The sequence below is a fragment of the Nitratireductor pacificus pht-3B genome, assembly GCF_000300335.1.
GTDB classification, from domain to species: Bacteria; Pseudomonadota; Alphaproteobacteria; order Rhizobiales; family Rhizobiaceae; genus Nitratireductor; species Nitratireductor pacificus.
Genome location: NZ_AMRM01000035.1, coordinates 1 through 18063 on the forward strand (window position 1 = coordinate 1; position 18063 = coordinate 18063).

The following is an 18063-nucleotide window of genomic DNA, read 5'->3' on the forward strand; positions in this document are numbered from 1 at the left end:
CGATCCAAAGACGGGGTGCACGTCACTTGAGGAACAGGCTAAACCAAAATCGGGAACATCTCAGGGGAGCAGGTCAACCTGTCTCGGAAACCGGGACTACCTCAGAGAAACCGTAGGCATCAGCCATCAAACAACCATGTGATTAGCCAAGGTCACGCCTCGTTGGCCTCGCGCACGATCCTGTCCATGTCTATGCCATTCATCTCGCCCACAATATCCGAGAGCATCGGCACATAATCCTCACCATGATCAGTAGCAATCGCGTGCGTATAATAATGCTTTGCGGCCGCGCCCATTATGTTGACTATACCTGCTTCAGCAGCCAGATCGTTGAGGTATCGCATATCCTTTGCCGCGTTCTCGATCGAGAACTTGTGCGATTCGCGATCGCGTTCGACAACATAACCCATGAAGGTTTCGAAGAATCCGCTGCCCATACGGCTGGGGGACAGGACTTCGTGGACTTTTTGCGGTGAGATTCCAACCTTGGCGCCCAGAACGACGAGTTCCGAGAAGAGCGCGCCGTAAGACAACCCAACAAAATTCATCAGCAGCTTCATTTTGTGGCCTGCTCCCACTGGGCCGATGTGATTGATCGAAGCGGCCCAGCAGTCGAGCACCGGACGAATGCGGGCAATAACTTCTTTCTCGCCCCCGACCATGGCGCTCAGTTCACCTGCCTCGGCCTGAACCGGTGTACCGCCGAGAGGTGCGTCAACCATATGGCCGCCCTTTTCGGCCAATCGCGCGGCAAGCGCCTCCGTCGAGAAGGGATCAGCGGTCGAGGTATCAACGACGACGAGACCAGGGCGAGCACCGGAAAGAACGCCGTTTTCGCCATGCATGGTTGCCTCGATCTGGGTCGACGTGGACAAGCATAGGTGGATGATGTCGCATTTTCCGGCCATCTCGCGAGGGCTTTGGATCTCCTGCGCACCGAGATTCAACAGACTGTCGATCGGGGTGCGATTGCGGTTTCCCTTGACCAGCAGATCGTAGCCACCGTTGCGAATGTTCTTGGCTATGCCATGCCCCATGAGACCGAGGCCGACAAATCCGATAACCGGTTTCTCAAACATCAAGATGCTCCTTATCTAGGTATCAGCGGTGGCGGGCAATCCACAGCATGTCTGGCTGTTCGCCTTCGTCAGGCAGGTACTCGACGCCGATGGGTCGATCCCAGCCCAGTTCATGTATGCGCTTGAGGACATAGCTGTAATCAAGCTCACCATGATCGGGTACGCCGCGATCGGGGACCGAGGCGATCTGGATATGACCGATTATCGGCAGGAGGGTTTCCAAGCGACGTGTGACGTCGCCCTCGATGATCTGCACGTGATAGCAATCGAACATCATTTTCAGGTTCGGCGCATTCACCTCGGCGATAATCTCGGCAGCGAGCCCCGTCGAGTTCAGATAATAATCCGGGGCATTGTGCGGGTTGAGCGGTTCGATCAGGATCGTGATCTCCTTGGCTTGCTCGCATGCATAGGCAAGGTTGTCCACGAAGGTCGACTTGGAGGCGGTTCCGCGGCTTTTGCCAGCCATGACGTGAACCGCGCTGGAACCTGTAACCCTGGCATACGCCAGGGCCTCGTCAATGGCTGCGCGCGCTTCCTCCCGGCGGTGACACAAGGCACTCAGACCATTGTCACCCGCTTCAACATCACCCCGCCTTGTGTTGAGACCGAGCATCGCAAGCCCGGTCTCGTCGAGCACCGATCGCGTCTCCTCGGCAGGGACATCGTAGGGCCAGTGACACTCAACCGCGTCGAAACCTACGGCCTTGGCGGCACGTATGGCGTCAGGCAACGGGCGATCGGCCCAGAGAAAGCCGAGATTGGCGGAAAACTTCATGTATCCCACTCCACATTGAAGGTGGTCACGACATCGCGGATTTGCGCCTCCGTCAGCAGCCGCGGGTTCATGCCCCGCGTCAGAAGGGTTAGGCGCGCCGTTGCTTCCAGTTCTTCGATCGCATTGCCGGCGGCCTCGACATCCTTCGCGGCCACGACCGGGCCGTGATTGGCCAGCATGACGGCGCTGCGTTTTCCGGCAAGTCCGCGCACTGCCTCGCCCATGGCTGGATCGCCCGGTCGGAAGAAGGGCAAGAGCCGAACCTTGCCCAATTGCATGATCGCGTAAGGGGTTATCGGGGGCAGGAAGTTATCAGGATCAAGCCCCGACATGGTCGAGAGCGCGACCGAATAGCATGAGTGCAGATGGATCACCGCGCCGGCCGTGCTCCGGGTGTCGTAGAACGCCGTGTGCAGCGGGTGCTCCTTTGTGGGTTTGTCGCCACCAATATGCTTGCCGTGTGCGTCGAAGCGGGCGAGCCTGGCGGGATCAAGACGACCTAGGCTGGCACCGGTTGGAGTCATGAGAAGTCCCCCATCGGGCAGCCGCAGCGACATGTTGCCGGTCGATCCGCCAGTCAGTCCCCGATCGAACATAGACTTGGCCAGCAGGCAGACTTTTTCACGCAGACGATTTTCTTCGGTCATCGATCCAGCCGCTCCAGTGCATCAGTGAAGAAGGTTGCATTGCCGAAATTGCCGGATTTGAGCGTGATCGCGACCGTGTGACCGCCGCTCGTCGCATAGCACCACGGCACGCCCGGCGCGATTTCGTTGCCGATTCTCAGCCGGTCAATTTCAAGGGCCTTGGTGACGGCGCCCGACGTCTCGCCACCGGCCACGACAAACCGGCGGACACCGCGGTCCCGTGCGACGACCGCACAGGCAGCAAGCGCATCTTCGACGACTCTGCCCGCATGCTCTGCGCCGAGCCTGTCTTGCGCAGCGCGAACGGCATCGGGTTCCGCAGTCGCGTAGATGATGGGGCTCGCGGTTGTCTGCTGGCTGTTCAGCCAGGCAATCACCGCCTCCGACCCGTTTTCGGCCAAAGTGACAGGGTCAAGCAAGAATGACTGGTGACCTTTGGCCTTGTAGTCTGCGACCTGTCGATTGGTCATCATCGAACAACTGCCCGACAGCACGATTGCCGGACCTTCTTCGACTTGTGAAACGGCTGCGTTCCCGTCCGCGCGTGCGGTCACGAAATCAGCCCAGAGATCAGGCAGGTTCATCGCTAGGGCACTTCCGCCCGTGAGAAATGTCATGTCGCGACAGGCTTCTGCGATCGTGTGGAGGTCATCGTTCCCGACTGCATCGACGACGACATGGGCCACACCTTCAAGCGACAGTGTGTCGAGATGTGTCTTGAGCGCAACCGAACCCTTCGCGATCACCAGCCTGTTGGCGTGCCCGACCGGGAGGGTGACCTGTGGTGCGAGCAGCCGCATCAGATTGGAATCACGCATCGGCGTGAGTGGGTGATCCCGCATCGGGCTTTCGGCCAGGGGCTGGTCACCAACGAACAGATTCCCCATGAAGACCGCACGACCGTTTTCTGGAAAAGCCGGGCAGTAAATCGTCTGCCGCACACTGAGGTCTTCCATGAGTGCCTCGGCGACAGGACCGATGTTTCCACTGGCAGTGGAATCGAAGGTCGAGCAGTACTTCCAGAAAAAACGTTGCGCGCCCGCCTTGCGCAGCCACGCCAGTGCTGCTCGGCTTTCGGCGACAGCCTCATCCACACCGGCCGTGCGGCATTTGAGGGCGATGACCTCCAGCGGTGCGGTATCGTCCTCCGGTTCCCCGTTGGGGACGCCAACACGCAGCGAAACCGGAACACCGGAACGGGCCAGAAGCGCACCCAGGTCTGTGGCTCCGGTAAAGTCGTCGGCGACAGCGCCGAAAAACGTACTCATCGTCTATCTCTTAACCCCGGTGCGGCAGGTCAAGGTTCGCGTTGCGCGCATAGATCTTGGCCACCGCCGCGTCGTCTTCGCGCCCCAGGCCGGAGCCCGAGGCCGCAAGGAATTGTTGCAGCACCGCGGACGTGACCGGCGCGCTGAACTTGGCGTCACGGGCGGCGTCGAGCACGATTCCGAGATCCTTGGGCCAGATGTCGATGGCGGAATGGGGCGTGTAGTCGCCCGCCACAACGTGCGGTGCGCGATTCTCGAGCATCCAGCTCGTTCCGGCGCAGTTGGGGATCACCTCGATAAACGTTTCAGGGTCGATGCCCTGCGTCATCCCAAAGGTCAGAGCCTCTGCCATGGCAGCGATATGGATACCCGCGAGCATCTGATTTACGGCCTTCATCGCCGACCCGGCTCCAGGCTCGTTCCCCAACTCGAATACGGTTTCTGCGGTCGCATCAAGAACGGGACGGGCGGCCGCGAAAGCCTCGGGACTACCGGAGGCCATGATGGAGAGCGTACCAGCCGCAGCCTTGGCCGCACCGCCGGAAATCGGAGCATCGAGGTAGAACAATCCGAGTTCAGCGCAGCGCGCACCCATTTCCCGCGCAAATCCAGGTGCGGCGGTCACGCTGGAGATAATGACGGCGCCCTTGCGGATCCGACGCGCCAGACCATTGTCTCCAAAGAGAACAGATTCCGTCTGGGCAGCGTTGAGCACAACGATCAACAGGGCATCGAGTGATGGTGCAGCCTCAGCGAGGTCTTCGCACGCGCCCCCCTCGGCGCGCAGGCGGTCGACGGAGCCGACGTTGAGGTCTGCGCCGTAAACGTCATGTCCTGAACGCACAAGCGATCTGGCCATGCCAAACCCCATCGAGCCAAGTCCAACACAACCAATCTTCATTTCAGGTTCCTTTCAGCACACGCTGTTCGGAGGTTCGCGCTAAGACGGGTATCAATCACCGCATCTGTCGCCTTGCAGCTTGGGGCGGTCCCGCAGACATCCGCCGTCATCATCGCTCGGTCACAAATGCTCTCCACACCAGGCATCACGTCGGTGTCGGCATCGGCTTCACCGACATGATCGAGCATGTGCCGACAGCGAGAAGATTGTGATTGGGTCTGCAGACCCCCTACCGGCCGCCGCCGGGCCAGGTCATGAAGCGGCTCTAAGATCGATGAGAAGATTTGCTCCGCACCAACGCTGGCCTCGATCGACTGCGGATCGATCCCTTCAGCCGGAGTGGCAGCTATCCGATCTTTGCACATATGCATCATCCCGTCGGGTTCATTCACGCTGGATCGAGTGTCTGCGCGTCGGCGGACCGCTCGATCCGCGGCCGAGCCATCACGCCTTCTCGACCGTCAAACCCGGCTCGAATGTAGAGTTGGAAGGAGGTGCCCGAAGCGAGGTCTCGAAGACTTTGGCGAGATGGCGCACACCGAGTTCGGGACTGGCAAGGACGGGTAAGCCCATGCTTGCCCGCGTCGCATCATCCAGCGCGTTCGCCATGGAGGCCTGTGCCAGTATGATCACGTCGACCGACCCCGCCAATACGCTCAGCCCCTCGCGGATACGTGCGTTATGATCATCACGGTCGCCCGCAGAAAGCGCTTCAAAAGCGCCTTCGCAAAGATGACTTTCGATCCTCACATCAGTCCCGCGCTGAGAGGCGCGCGTGGCCACCAAATCGACGGTCGGGACCAGTGTCGTTGACAGCGTAGCCAGGACACCAATTCGGCGCCCTGCATCAAGGGCCTCCTCCACCATCCCGGCATCGACGCGAACAAGGGGTATCGGGCACATCGGGCGCGTCGCATCCACCGCCGGGCCGATGGAAGAACACGTCACGAGTACCGCATCCGCGCCGGCATCTTCCGCCGTCCAGACATGTCCCGCAAGCCGGCGCATGGTCGGGGTTTCGAGCTTACCGGCGCGGATCGTGTTCTTCAGAAGCGTTTCATCGACGATATTGAAGGTCTGCCAATCAGGTAGGTAGGTTCGCACCAGATCGGCGAAGACAGGCACGAGGCCACTAACCGTGTGGATCAATCCCAGGGACCGCTTCTCGACAGGAGTGCTCATTGATCACCCCTTTCCTGTGCCCGCGCTGCCGATGCGATAAACGCATCGACATCCTCTGCGCGGGTGTTGAAGGCCGTGACCATCCGCACATGCCCTCCACCGCGGTCGTAGAAACCAAACCCCTCGGAGGTCAGAGCACTGCGCATAGCCTCGGGTATCGAGACGAACACTTCATTCGCATCAACCGGGTGCAGCAGCTCGACGTTCTGCAATTGCGATAATCCCGTCGAAAGACGCGTCGCCATCGCATTGGCGTGCCCGGCGAATTTGAGCCAACGATTGTCTTCAAGAAGTGCATGCAACTGCGCCGACACGAAGCGCATCTTTGACGCCACTTGCCCCATTTTCCGCGCGCGATACCGCACTTCTTCGGACAGGGCTTCATCGAAGCAAACGACGGCTTCCGCACACAGACAGCCGTTCTTCGTACCGCCGAAAGAAAGCACATCGATGCCGACATCGCAGGTGATTTCGGCCGGTGAGCATCCCAAATGTGCCACCGCATTCGCAAAGCGAGCTCCATCCATATGGAACTTCAGCCCAAAACGGTGCGCGAGATCGGCGAGCCCGGCCAGTTGCCCGGGCTGGTAGACAGTGCCTAGCTCTGTCGCCTGGGCGACGCTCAGAACCTTTGGCGGCGCGACCGAAGTGTTGCCCCAGCGGGTCTGGGTCAAGGCTTCTTCTAGAACCTCCGCCTTGATCAGCCCATCGCTCTGCCGCAACGGCACCAGCTTTGCGCCACCCGTCTGTAGTTCAACTGCACCGCACTCACTGTCATGGATATGTGCGGTTTCACTGCACAGGATCGCCCCCCAGCCCGGCGCCAACAAGGACAGTGACAGCGCGTTCGTGGCGGTGCCCGTGAACACGGGTTGCACGAAACAGGCACGTCCGAACAACGCGCCGAATTTTGCGTTGAGACCGTCGGTTAGCGGATCCGATCCGTAAGACGGGCTCGATCCGTGGTTCGCCGCGATGATGGCATCCATGACTTCGGGCGCCACACCCGCAACATTGTCGCTTCTCAGATTTACGGAGGTCATTTGTGACGTCCCACCAGCGTTTGCATGAATTCGAGGCAGCGCTCGAACTCGCTCTCTTCGAGATACTCATCGGCTTGATGCGCCTGAGCGATGTCGCCCGGACCGCAGACGATGGACGACCATCCTGCCTGCTGAAACTGTCCACCTTCCGTGCCATAGGTCACACATAGGGGCGGCCCCGAATAACCGGTAATATCCCGCACCAGCAGTTCGGCGGCACCGCCCGGATCCGGACGCAGCCCTGGCACCATGGCGCGACGCACCAGTGTCACGCCGCTATCTGGGGCGATAGCCTGGATCTCGGGAAGAATTTCACGCTCGATGAAAGCGCTATATTCTGCTTCATAGGCTTTGGGATCTTCCTGGGGGATCGAGCGGATTTCAGTGACGAAAGAGCATTCGTCGGCGATGATGTTCGATGCGTGCCCGCCGCTGATTTTCCCGCAGTGCAACGTCGTGTATCCGGGAGTGAAACCGTTTTCGGTCTGGGCGTCGCGATTGGCCTTCATGCGTTCGTCCAGCCACGAGACCAGTCGGCAGGCCACGTGTACAGCACTCACACCAATGTCCATGCGGCTGGAGTGATAGCTGCGACCTTTGACATTCGTGAAAAACGACAAATTGCCTTTGTGCCCGAACACGGGCTTCATGGCCGTCGCCTCTCCGACGATCACCGCCTTCGGAGGCGCGACCTGTTCGCAAAGAGCCTTGATCAGTGAAGGAACGCCCCTTTGCCCAAGCTCTTCATCATAGGAGAGGGCGATATGGATCGGAGCCGTCAGCTCGGCGTTGACCATCTCCGGCACCGTGGCCAGCACGGTGGCGACAAACCCCTTCATGTCGACGGTGCCGCGGCCATAAAGCCGCCCATCCTGACGGCGCAACGCCCAGGGGCTTGAAGTCCAGACTTGATGGTCGGCCGGAACGACATCCGTATGGCCGGACAGAACCACACCAGGCCGGGACGCCGGCCCGATGCTCGCTAGAATGTTGGCCTTCGTCCTGTCTTCGTTGAAGATTTTCTTCGCTTCAACGCCGTGAGATCGAAGATAGTCCTCAATATAGGCAACGCAATCCAGATTGGATCTATCTGAGACAGTCTCATAGGCCACGAGACGTTCCAGTATCTCGAGTGCTACCGACGAATTGGGTGCTGACATCAGCATTCTCCTTTATGCGACGTTGCCCTGGGGCAAACGAAAATACGACGCGCCAAGTCGACCGCAGATGCGCTCTACCTGTCTCTTTTCACGATCGCCGGCTGCTCGCGCAGCAAGCCAGTCAGTCAAATTCGAAAACCTGGTACGGTCCCTGACAGGGATTCCCCAGGCGCAGGTGCATTCGCCCCGCATCCGGTTCGCAGATCACCGAATAGATCGTCTTGACCGGAGCGAGCTGGCCCGGCTGGTGATGACGGCAAATGCTGCCGGGATGACCATCGTGATCAGACAGGAGTTCCTTCATTGTGCCGGCACTCAACATGCCGCGCCTCTCCTGCATCATGGTTTCGAGGCCGCTGTGACGCAGCAACGTGTCCACCCATTCGCTCGGACGTCGGTCGTCTTTCTTGAGTTCGGGATCGGTAAAGTGATTTGCGTGGGCTACGACGCCCTCTTTGCTCGCGAGGACCGCCATGGAATCGGGAGTCAATTCCACATCGACAGCCCGGTTTCTATCGACAAGGACGTAGTTGCCACATGATCCGACCGGCGAAGCCTTCATGACGGCAAGACAATCTTCGATGCTGCGCTGCTCCAGGAGGCGGCGCTTCATGGGGTAGTGAGGCAATCCAAAACGCCAGACAGAGTTCGTCAGCGAATTCTGCATGAAGCCAACACCGGCATCATTGATCCCAGGGTAACCCATAAGCCCACCGAACGTCGCCATCAGCATCCGTGGCCCATGTTCCGGCGTGACCCGCAGGACGACGACGAGGTCTTCCATGACCCCGGCCTGATCCTGGTTCTGACCAATCAGCATGGTGCCGTCATGCGTCGCGCTTCGATCCACTGCGAAAGAGGTGCAACCTTCGCCATCGGCCGGCAAGCCATCGAAAATGCCGACTTCGCTGCGGACATTGATCAGCAGTGCATGACCGAACGGCACTCCTGCGCCAGTCGCTATGCCCCGGATTTCCTCCATCTGTTCCGGAGCATAGCCTTCCAGCTTGGGCAGGAACCGCAGCGCGCGATCCACAAGGTCTTCAACAGACGGGCTTGGCGCCCGGGCTTCGGGATTTCGAAGACGCGATTCGTGCGCGATGGTACGACGCAATATCTCCGGGTAAGCCTTGATCTGGTCACGGCAGGCCCGTCCAAACTGCTCGCCGCGCGCAACTGGTGGTCCCTCGATATCGATCAAAGCCACACTTCGGCTAGAAGAAATTTCCATCTGATGAACTACCTTTGATGTATTGAGGCTGAAGCTTGCTTCAGCAATGAAATCGGGCATTTATTGCTTCGATAGTTCTACCGCATGACACGAAACGAGATCGCCGGTCGGCGTATGCTGAAGCCGCGGTGCGATCTTTGCGCACACATCCATCGCCTTTACGCAGCGTGTGCGGAAAGAACAGCCGCTGGGAGGATTGATCGGGCTTGGCACATCACCAGCCAGAACGATGCGCTCCTTGCGGGCACCGGGCCGGGGAATGGGGACTGACGACAACAGCGCCTGCGTGTAGGGGTGCAGGGGCTTGGCGAACAACGTCTTCTTCTCTGCGATCTCGACGATGCGGCCAAGGTACATAACGGCAATACGATCAGAGATATGACGAACGACGCTGAGATCGTGGGAAATGAAGAGATAGGTCAGCCTGAACTCTTCCTGGAGGTCCTGCAAGAGGTTGATGATCTGGGCTTGGATCGATACATCGAGTGCCGAAACAGCTTCATCACAGACGATCAACTTGGGCTGGGTTGCCAGAGCACGTGCGATGCCGATGCGTTGGCGTTGCCCACCCGAGAATTCATGCGGAAATCGGTGCGCGTGAGAGTTCGCGAGGCCGACGGTCGACAGGAGCTTCCTGATCTTGGCCCCATGTTCCCTGTGATTGCGAGAGTCGTGTATCGCCAAGGGTTCGCCCACGATTTCCTCGACAGACATGCGTGGGTTCAGCGCCGAGACAGGATCCTGGAAGATCATCTGCATTTCCCGCCGGATGGGACGCATTTCGCTGCGTCCGAGGTGCGAGACATCGCGCCCGTCGAAAACAATCCGCCCACCCGTCAGACTGGACAAGCGCATGATCAATTTACCGACGGTTGATTTGCCGCATCCGCTCTCGCCGACAAGGCCCAGGGTTTCGCCATTGTCGATATTGAGGCTCACACCATCAACGGCCTTCACCGTCGCGGTTGACGTCCACAGACCGCCCCTGCGGCGCACCGTGAAATGCTTGACCAGATCGGAAATCTCAAGCAGCGGGGTGTTGGTTTCAGAGGTCATGCGGGCACCTTGTAGTCAACCAGCCGCCAGCAGGCGGCGGCACGCGCCGGGCTCTCGCGGATCATCGCGGGCTCAGTTTCACGGCAAATGTTCTGGGCATACGGGCAACGAGGGGCAAAACGGCACCCGGTGGGCATTTCAGTAGGAGAAGGCACGGAACCCGGGATAGCGAGCAGCCTATGCAGATCTTCATCCAGTGGCGGCATGCTTTTCAAAAGAAGCTCGGTGTAAGGGTGCTGTGGCGCCGCGAACAGATCTGCAACCGGTGCTTCTTCCACGATCCTACCGGCATACATCACGACGACCCGGTGCGTGTACTCTGCGACGACCCCCAAATCATGAGTGATCAGCACCACCGCCATGTCGAGTTCGCCCTGCAAATGCTGTAGCAGTTCCAGAACCTGCGCCTGAATGGTTACATCAAGCGCGGTCGTGGGTTCATCAGCCAGCAAAAGCTTGGGTGCACAGGCGAGAGCCATCGCTATCATCACCCTCTGCCGCATGCCTCCGGACAGATGGTGCGGATAGTCCGTGACACGCGCTTCAGGATCCGGAATACCGACGAGTCTCAGGAGATCGACTGCTTTGGCAAACGCCTGACGCTTGGTCAGAGGTTCATGCTCGCAGATCGTCTCGACAAGCTGATTGCCGATCGTGAACACAGGGTTCAGTGAGCTCATCGGCTCCTGAAAGATCATAGAGATCTCATTGCCCCGCACAGCCCGCATCTCGCGGTCTGACATGCTCATGAGGTCTTTGCCCTTGAAACTCAGTCGCTCCGCATCGATGGAGCCGGGTGGTGTGGCGATCAATTGCATCAGCGCCAGGGCGACGGTGCTCTTGCCACTTCCAGATTCACCGACGATGCCGAGAACCTCGCCCTCGGCCAGATCGAAGCTGATGCGATCGACCGCAGTTACCTTCTGTCCTTCAGTCCGGAAATGAACGGAAAGATCACGCACCTCAAGGAGAGGTATGACGGGACTAGCCATGACGCACCTTCATACGGGGATCGAGCACATCACGCAGGCCATCGCCCAGCAGATTCAGCCCTAAAACGGTGATGCCGATTGCCAAGCCTGGGAAGAGACTAATCCACGTTGCTTCGCGAATGTAGTTTCGTCCTTCGGCAATGATATTCCCCCAAGTCGGTGTTGGCGGAACAGCGCCTATACCCAAGAAGCTCAGTACTGCTTCGGCAATGACGGCGTAGGCAAAGATGAACGTCAGTTGGACGACCAAGGGGGCCATGGTGTTTGGAAATACATGACGGCGCAGAATCCTCATGTCAGTCGCGCCGGCGCATATCGCAGCGGTGACATAGTCCATCTGGCGAATTACCAGAACCGATGCACGCACAACCCTGGCAGTTCGGGGCGTATAAACCACTGCCAGCGCAATGATCGCATTGGCTGTCGACGGTCCAAGCGTGGCGGCGATTGCGATGGCCAGGATAATTTCCGGGAAAGCCAGGAGCGCGTCCATCACACGCATGATCACGTTGTCCAAGCGAGGAAAATACCCGGCTAGAGTGCCGAAAATCACTCCCGAAATGCCGGAGAGCACCACTACGGACAGCCCAATTTGCAGGCTGATACGCGCGCCATAGACGACACGGCTGAATATATCACGGCCGAAATTGTCGGTACCGAAGGGAAAAGCAGCACTTGGCGGCTCGAAGCGGTGACGCATCTGCACTTCATCGTAGGGAGTAATCGCAAGGAAATCAGCGAATATTCCAAGCAGGACGACGAATGTAAACAACCCAATACCGGTTAGAAGCAGGCTATTTCTTAAAGCGCGCCGAGCAACTCGTGAGTTCCGTAGCTTCAAAAAGCGCTCTGAGATAATTCTGAATAGGCCACGCCAACCGATAGGCGTAGAGAAAGGGTGACGTTCCATCTTCTAATACCGCACTCGCGGGTCGACCCATGCATACAGGATGTCAACCAAAAGATTGATAAAGATCATCGAGACGGCAACAAAGATGAGTCCGCCTTGAATGACTGGATAATCGCGCCTTAAAATCGCTGATCCAAGCAATTTCCCTACACCAGGCAAGGAGAATACGGTTTCGATTACGAGAGACCCGCTGATCAATAGGCTGAAGGAGATGCCGAGGATCGTGATGACTGGCACCAGCACGTTTTTGAGCGCATGTTTGCCGACCACCTTGGACTTCGATAGCCCCTTGGCCCTCGCCGTTCGGATGTAATCCTGCTGCAAAACCTCGAGCATCGTGGCCCGGGTTATGCGCGACAGCAGGCCGATTTGCAGGAGAGCAAGCGAGATGGCAGGCAGCGTACAGGTTCTGAGCCAGCCCCAGAAATCCTCGCTGAGAGGAACGTACCCGCCACTCGGCAACCAACCAAGATGCACCGAAAATAGGATGATCAGCATCAGGCCCATCCAGAAATTCGGCAGGGCGACGCCGATCAGCGCAAAGCTCATCACAAATTGATCAAGCCAGGTATTGGCTTTGACTGCCGCGATCACCCCGAGGGTTACCGCGATGGTGGTGCTGAGAACGAAGGATAGCAGCGTCAGCGACAGCGTCGTCGGCAACCGCTCCCATATTGCCTGCGTGACACTGCGCCCCAACAGGTAAGATTCACCGAGGTCTCCCCTCAGCAGATTGCCGTACCAGTGTAGGAGTTGCGTCAGGAAAGGTTCGTTCAGACCGAGCTGTTCGCGGATCTTTTCAATTTCCGCGTCACTGGCCGAAATGTCGGCAATCAACATTGCCGGATCGCCGGGGATAAGCCGCATAAGCAGGAACGATGCCAATGTGACGAGCAGTAGAACCGGGATTACCGCGAATAACCGCCGCAGGATAAAAGCAATCATTTATGAGCCCTATTGTACGGGTCGGCAAATGCGGCAGGCGCAACTCATGCGCCCGCCGCCCGATTGCACCGGGTTCAGCCTTCACGCCAGATGTTTGAGAAGCGCGGGATACGGTAGGGAACGAAGCCCTTCACGTTCGAACGAATCGCCTGAAAATTGTGCATGTCGCCGAACTTGAACTGATAGACCTGTTCGTACAGATGTTGGGTCATATCCGAGAAAGCATCCAGACGACCCTCTGCCGTCGGCTCCTCATGCATGGCGTTCCACAACTTCGTCATCTCCACATCTTCTTCGGACAGGTTTTGACTGTTGATCGGCGGCAGCAAATCCTTGATCGCGTCGCGCGGCCCGATGGAGGGGCCCGTCCCCCATCCGGTGAAGTAAAAATTCCAATCATCTGGTTTATTTGCGCGAATCTCGCGAGTTGTCGGCCAATCGGTAACGAACAATTTCGTGTTCATTCCGATATCCTTAAGCTGCTCGTTCACCATCAACGCCGCATTATACATGTAGGAATAGTCGGTGTTGGTCATGATTATGACCTCTTCACCGTCATAACCGGCCTCTTTGAGGTATTTCTTGGCCAGCTCCGGATCTGCTATATTATACAGCTCCTTGGCGGCATCCGTGTAGGAGGGGTTGCCGGGATACTGAAAGCCAGGTTGCAGACTGTAGGCACCGTCGGTCGCCGTCTCCATGATGTCTTCCATGTTCAGCGCGGCTTGCATCGCCATGCGGACCATCAGATTGTCGGTAGGAGCTTTCTGGGTGTTCGGAATCATGATGGGAATGGAGAAATTCTCCTGCTTCATCACAATCACGCCTTCGACGTCTTTCAGGCGCGCAGCGGCTTTCGTCGAAACCTGTTCGACACCATCATAATCTCCGCTCTCAATGCCGGCCGCACGAGCGCTGGGTTCTCTCACAATCCGGACGGTGATGGTGTCAAAGCAGGCTTGCTTGTAGCCGCCGAAACCAGTCGTTCCTTCAAACCGGCTGTCGGGAACATAGCCATCGAACTTCTTGAGGGTGACGTGTGAATCCGGCACCCATTCACCGAAGGAATAGGGGCCGGTTCCGATAAGGTCGATCTTATTGGCCGGCTTCTCTGCCTCTGATGCCGGCATGATTGCAATCGGAATATGGAAGCTGGAGAAATCCTCAAGGAAGGTGGGCTGCCTCTTGGACATCGTGATAACAATGGTGCTGGCGTCGGGAGCTTCGATGCCGGCAACGTTTTTGAACACCGATGACGAGGTGCCAACGCGCCGATACCGCTCAAGCGAACCAAGAACATCTGCGGATGTCATGGTCTGCCCACTATGGAAAGTGATGCCACTCCGGATCTTGAACGTGTAGGACATACCATCATCGCCTTCATCAAACGACTCGGCGAGTTGGGGGATAATTGCGCTATTCTCGTCCCGTGTAATGAGCATCTCGAAGATGTTCATTGCGATATTGCGCGTCGAAATCGCAGAGGAAAAATGAGGATCGAGACCAGGAATCTGCGCATTCTGCGCAAACGTGAATTCGTCAGACGTGGTTGGGCAGGAGAATGCGGCGGCGGAAGCCGCCGCCGGGAACAAAGCTGCTCCCGTCGCAATCAACAACAGGTTTCGAAGTTTGGCATTCATCGTTACGTTTCCTCCTCTGATGTTTTTACTTTGCCACCTGGGTGTGACGGACGCCGAACCGTTTGGACCACCGGCTACGGATTGCGGTCCGAAAAGCTTGGCGCTGGACAGCGTTCAGTCATCCTGGGGTGCCTGATCGACGCGTCTATCCTGAGGTTGATCGCTGCACATGCGGTAGACGACCGAGCCTGGTCGCGCCAGATGATCGTTCCGTGTGTCGAAAACGATACCGTCGACCGGAGCATGTACAGGGGTCCGGGCGCGAGCCGTATCCGGGTCAAGCGGGTTGATGATTTCGCAGACGACATCGCCTGCCTTGATTGGTTCACCCAGCATCTTGTTGTAAACGACAACACCTCCGGCCGGTGCTGTGACAAGAACCATATGTGATACCGGTACCGGTGCGCACAGCGCCTGGGGAGGTGGATCAAAACGCCCCTCCACCACTCCCCTGCGCATCAGAAACCGCAACAGGTTCTCTGCATCCGGACGGCCAAGAGCATCTGATACGTCGAGGCGCCCGCGATACTCGACCACGCATGACATGAGCCCCTGAGGAACTGGAAGCTCAGGCACGGCCTCGCGGACGCGGCTCCACAAGCTTGCCGTTGTGGTCATGAACGTCCGCTTGTCAGGGTACCAGTCGATCAGGAAACTGGCTCGACTTCCGATATCCGCCGACAGCTCACACCCCCCAATATCAAGACAATCCTTGTAGATCATGAGGTAGACGAGCGCCGTGGCGGCGCAGTGCAAATCCAGGACATAGTCAGCGTCAACGGACAACTCCAGAAGCTTCCAGCGCAGCGCATCGAGTTCAGAGGCAGGCTTTTGCTCGGCGACATACGCATATGCCGCATCACGGATCAGGGAGACGTTCGCCTCCGCGTCATGGGTGAGCCGGTCTCTCACTGCATCGGCGACCACATTCCAGTCCGCCGGAAAGTTGCGATTGTAGTTCTCGCGCGTTGAGAGATCGAAACGGCCGCTGAAGTATGAGCCCAGATTCTGGTTCAGCCCGATCGGATTTGCCACGGGGACGACAATGATCTCCCCCTTAATCCGACCCTCAGCCTCGGCGGTCTCGAGCATCGGCATCAGATGATGGACGACCATCGTTGCGGGCAACTCGTCTGCGTGCAGCGCCGCATGAATGTAGACCTTCGGTCGCGCGCCCTGCCTGCCGAAACGATGAACCGTAAGGTTCCGCCCGGTTCCCGGCGTCATCGTTGGGAGCGCAATAACTTCAGTGTTTCGGGGCATCAGCGCGCCTGCTTTCCGGGCCACCACGAGCAGCTCGGCCGCGGAAGAACCCTATAACATTGGATTGTCAGGTAGTTTGGGGGATTGCGGCTTGAGATAAGCCCAGATCACCAAGCACCGCCCCATGAAAGGCCGCGCCCGCAGTTGGAAACTACACCACCCTCGGCCTTACGGATCTGAGTGCTTTCACCGAATTGCTGCCCGTCGACAAATGTCACCTCCTGAGCCTGCCCCGAAAGCCATATCGGTCTGCAGACTTACTCCTCCCGCATGGAGCGTTCGCGCTCCTGCGAAAATTCAACCAAACCCTCATTCTCAGCGCTGCGTCCAAACAGCATCCAAGTGGAGAAACGCCGATCAAGGACAACTCGCCTCCAACGCTGCCGAGGATCGCATCCTCGGTCTGGAATCGTCAATGACAGCGCTGTCATTTTGCTTGAATGAAACGCTCTGTCAAGCTCTTTTCGGAAGGAACATGTCGTCACCGGAGCTCTCCCGGTGGGGCGGAGAGTCGCCCGCGAGCAGACTCCAGCCATTCAGCACAGCTCACTTCAAAGGCTATGGATGGATCTGCGAACGCCGAATGACGCCAGGCGGAATCACAACGCCCCGCGTCGACCCGAGGCTCGCCAGGCACCTCCGCCCCGGTCCGAAATTTGCGTCAGTCAGACGGTTCGCATTCCGGCACAGCAAGGACGCCCTCGTACCAGAAACTTACGCGGTGGCCCCGACAAAAACCTCAAAGCCTGTATCGATGATATTTGGCGTAATCGGACGATCTGGCCTGCCCAGGATCGCGTCGATGGCTTTTTCTCCGATCAGAAAACGGTTTGACCGCACAGTGGACAACGGTCTTGGCAACTCCCGACCGATATCGAGTCCGTTAAACCCGAAAATCGCCAGCTGATCCGGTATGGAAATACCGGTGCTCAGACAGTGAAACACTCCACCCACAGCCATGTCGTCGTTGGAATACACAACAACGTCCACTGCTGAGGCATCACACAACCGCGCCGTCTGCGCTCGCCCATTCGCAACCGAACTCGGACCCTCGGCAATCGCGTGGGCAACAAAAGAAATCCCCGCATTACTGAGCGCTTCGCAGCATCCGTCATAGCGCAACTTTGCGCGACGATCCGCGGTCCAGTTGTGCCCGACATACCCAAACCGGCGATAGCCGCGCTCAATCAGGTGCTGACCTGTAGCGTATCCAGCACGGCGATGCGACATGCCAACAGCAGTGTCGATGGGAACGGAATCGATGTCCATCATTTCAACGACCCGGACACCACACTGATCGAGCATCCGGGACGTCGCCGGCGTGTGGTCGAATCCGGCGATCAAGATAGCAGCTGGCTTCCAGGACAGAAGACCACGCACCAGCACCTCTTCATGCTCGAGATCGTAGTCACTGATGCTGATGACCGACTGATAGTTCGAGGACTTTAGCCGGCTGTTAATTCCATGCAAAACTTCCGGAAACACTATGTTCGACAGGGACGGGACAACCACCCCGACCAGATGCGATTCAAGCGACGCCAACGACCCGGCAATACGGTTTGGCATATAGCCAAGCGCACGAACTGACTCCATGACCTTTGTGCGCGTCGGTTCAGCCACAAGCTCCTGATCGCGAATAGTCCGCGAAACTGTGGACTCGCTAACCCCTGCATGGAGTGCGACTTCATGTAAAGTGATCTTGCTCTTGCGAGCCCAGAGACGCTGCTTATTTTTTGCCAAAGGGTATCTCTTCAATAACAACTAAATCAGACAGGTACCCATGGGTTGCAAAACCGCCAAGGTGGAAAAATATATGCATTCCTGGAGCTCGTAAATGAAGTTCTCTGTGACCTGAGCCCCAAGTCCCCTCCGGTTTTACGGAGAGTCCTTTGGTTGATTGACGTGCACCCCGTCTTTGGATCGCCCCGAACCGGAACTTGCGGGGGTGGTATCTCATGCGGCGGAAGC

Annotated in this window: 18 protein-coding genes; all 18 read right to left on the reverse strand. The window is 58.0% G+C overall.

Features of this window, described 5'->3' with window-relative positions; translation table 11 throughout:
* Positions 1–152 precede the first annotated feature (152 nt).
* Positions 153–1079 (reverse strand): NAD(P)-dependent oxidoreductase, encoded by a 927-nt coding sequence (locus NA2_RS20680; RefSeq protein WP_008599216.1) that lies wholly within the window; start codon positions 1077–1079, stop codon positions 153–155.
* Positions 1080–1101: 22 nt separating this feature from the next.
* Complete coding sequence (locus tag NA2_RS20685) at positions 1102–1857, reverse strand: hydroxypyruvate isomerase family protein (protein WP_008599217.1); 756 nt, start codon at positions 1855–1857, stop codon at positions 1102–1104.
* Positions 1854–2504 carry a 3-oxo-tetronate 4-phosphate decarboxylase gene (gene otnC, locus NA2_RS20690; protein WP_008599218.1) on the reverse strand — a complete coding sequence of 217 codons (651 nt, stop codon included), beginning with the start codon at positions 2502–2504 and terminating at the stop codon, positions 1854–1856. The genes NA2_RS20685 and otnC overlap by 4 nt, the downstream gene beginning before the upstream one ends.
* The gene (gene otnK, locus NA2_RS20695; RefSeq protein ID WP_008599219.1) at positions 2501–3772 is read right to left on the reverse strand and encodes a 3-oxo-tetronate kinase; all 1272 of its coding nucleotides are present in this window, start codon (positions 3770–3772) and stop codon (positions 2501–2503) included. The genes otnC and otnK overlap by 4 nt, the downstream gene beginning before the upstream one ends.
* Before the next feature lie 10 nt (positions 3773–3782).
* Positions 3783–4673, reverse strand: coding sequence for an L-threonate dehydrogenase (gene ltnD, locus NA2_RS20700; protein ID WP_008599220.1), 891 nt, complete (start codon positions 4671–4673; stop codon positions 3783–3785).
* Positions 4670–5065, reverse strand: coding sequence for a hypothetical protein (locus NA2_RS20705; RefSeq protein WP_157188352.1), 396 nt, complete (start codon positions 5063–5065; stop codon positions 4670–4672). Before NA2_RS20705 ends, ltnD begins: the two co-directional genes overlap by 4 nt.
* Positions 5066–5117: 52 nt before the next feature.
* Entirely contained in the window at positions 5118–5855 is a 738-nt protein-coding gene (locus NA2_RS20710) for an aspartate/glutamate racemase family protein (RefSeq protein ID WP_008599222.1), read from the reverse strand.
* On the reverse strand, positions 5852–6898 hold the full coding sequence (locus tag NA2_RS20715; protein ID WP_008599223.1) for a threonine aldolase family protein: 1047 nt from the start codon (positions 6896–6898) through the stop codon (positions 5852–5854). Before NA2_RS20715 ends, NA2_RS20710 begins: the two co-directional genes overlap by 4 nt.
* Complete coding sequence (gene argE / locus NA2_RS20720) at positions 6895–8058, reverse strand: acetylornithine deacetylase (protein ID WP_040678901.1); 1164 nt, start codon at positions 8056–8058, stop codon at positions 6895–6897. Before argE ends, NA2_RS20715 begins: the two co-directional genes overlap by 4 nt.
* Before the next feature lie 121 nt (positions 8059–8179).
* Positions 8180–9349 carry a C45 family autoproteolytic acyltransferase/hydrolase gene (locus NA2_RS21700; protein ID WP_081582748.1) on the reverse strand — a complete coding sequence of 390 codons (1170 nt, stop codon included), beginning with the start codon at positions 9347–9349 and terminating at the stop codon, positions 8180–8182.
* Complete coding sequence (locus tag NA2_RS20735; RefSeq protein WP_008599227.1) at positions 9350–10345, reverse strand: ABC transporter ATP-binding protein; 996 nt, start codon at positions 10343–10345, stop codon at positions 9350–9352.
* Positions 10342–11337: an ABC transporter ATP-binding protein gene (locus tag NA2_RS20740; protein WP_008599228.1), complete on the reverse strand. Its 996-nt coding sequence runs from the start codon at positions 11335–11337 to the stop codon at positions 10342–10344. Before NA2_RS20740 ends, NA2_RS20735 begins: the two co-directional genes overlap by 4 nt.
* Complete coding sequence (locus NA2_RS20745) at positions 11330–12178, reverse strand: ABC transporter permease (RefSeq protein WP_040678897.1); 849 nt, start codon at positions 12176–12178, stop codon at positions 11330–11332. The genes NA2_RS20740 and NA2_RS20745 overlap by 8 nt, the downstream gene beginning before the upstream one ends.
* Positions 12179–12250: 72 nt before the next feature.
* Positions 12251–13192 (reverse strand): ABC transporter permease, encoded by a 942-nt coding sequence (locus tag NA2_RS20750; protein ID WP_008599230.1) that lies wholly within the window; start codon positions 13190–13192, stop codon positions 12251–12253.
* A 74-nt stretch (positions 13193–13266) separates the two neighbouring features.
* Positions 13267–14832, reverse strand: a complete 1566-nt coding sequence (locus NA2_RS20755) for an ABC transporter substrate-binding protein (RefSeq protein ID WP_008599231.1) — start codon at positions 14830–14832, stop codon at positions 13267–13269.
* A 114-nt stretch (positions 14833–14946) separates the two neighbouring features.
* Positions 14947–16059 carry a succinylglutamate desuccinylase/aspartoacylase family protein gene (locus NA2_RS20760; RefSeq protein WP_051011709.1) on the reverse strand — a complete coding sequence of 371 codons (1113 nt, stop codon included), beginning with the start codon at positions 16057–16059 and terminating at the stop codon, positions 14947–14949.
* A 750-nt stretch (positions 16060–16809) separates the two neighbouring features.
* Entirely contained in the window at positions 16810–17835 is a 1026-nt protein-coding gene (locus NA2_RS20765; protein ID WP_040678899.1) for a LacI family DNA-binding transcriptional regulator, read from the reverse strand.
* Positions 17822–18063, reverse strand: a 242-nt coding sequence (locus tag NA2_RS22230; protein WP_210161294.1) for a hypothetical protein, incomplete at its 5' end; no start/stop codon positions are given. The genes NA2_RS20765 and NA2_RS22230, both read right to left, overlap by 14 nt.

Coding starts and splice junctions, on each gene's coding strand:
- NA2_RS20710 (WP_008599222.1), bottom strand. CDS start 5,855: ATGAGCACTCCTGTCGAGAAGCGGTCCCTGGGATTGATCCACACGGTT.
- NA2_RS21700 (WP_081582748.1), bottom strand. CDS start 9,349: ATGCCCGATTTCATTGCTGAAGCAAGCTTCAGCCTCAATACATCAAAG.
- NA2_RS20680 (WP_008599216.1), bottom strand. CDS start 1,079: ATGTTTGAGAAACCGGTTATCGGATTTGTCGGCCTCGGTCTCATGGGG.
- NA2_RS20760 (WP_051011709.1), bottom strand. CDS start 16,059: ATGACGCCGGGAACCGGGCGGAACCTTACGGTTCATCGTTTCGGCAGG.
- NA2_RS20715 (WP_008599223.1), bottom strand. CDS start 6,898: ATGACCTCCGTAAATCTGAGAAGCGACAATGTTGCGGGTGTGGCGCCC.
- ltnD (WP_008599220.1), bottom strand. CDS start 4,673: ATGAAGATTGGTTGTGTTGGACTTGGCTCGATGGGGTTTGGCATGGCC.
- NA2_RS20740 (WP_008599228.1), bottom strand. CDS start 11,337: ATGGCTAGTCCCGTCATACCTCTCCTTGAGGTGCGTGATCTTTCCGTT.
- argE (WP_040678901.1), bottom strand. CDS start 8,058: ATGTCAGCACCCAATTCGTCGGTAGCACTCGAGATACTGGAACGTCTC.
- otnK (WP_008599219.1), bottom strand. CDS start 3,772: ATGAGTACGTTTTTCGGCGCTGTCGCCGACGACTTTACCGGAGCCACA.
- NA2_RS20750 (WP_008599230.1), bottom strand. CDS start 13,192: ATGATTGCTTTTATCCTGCGGCGGTTATTCGCGGTAATCCCGGTTCTA.
- NA2_RS20735 (WP_008599227.1), bottom strand. CDS start 10,345: ATGACCTCTGAAACCAACACCCCGCTGCTTGAGATTTCCGATCTGGTC.
- otnC (WP_008599218.1), bottom strand. CDS start 2,504: ATGACCGAAGAAAATCGTCTGCGTGAAAAAGTCTGCCTGCTGGCCAAG.
- NA2_RS20685 (WP_008599217.1), bottom strand. CDS start 1,857: ATGAAGTTTTCCGCCAATCTCGGCTTTCTCTGGGCCGATCGCCCGTTG.
- NA2_RS20755 (WP_008599231.1), bottom strand. CDS start 14,832: ATGAATGCCAAACTTCGAAACCTGTTGTTGATTGCGACGGGAGCAGCT.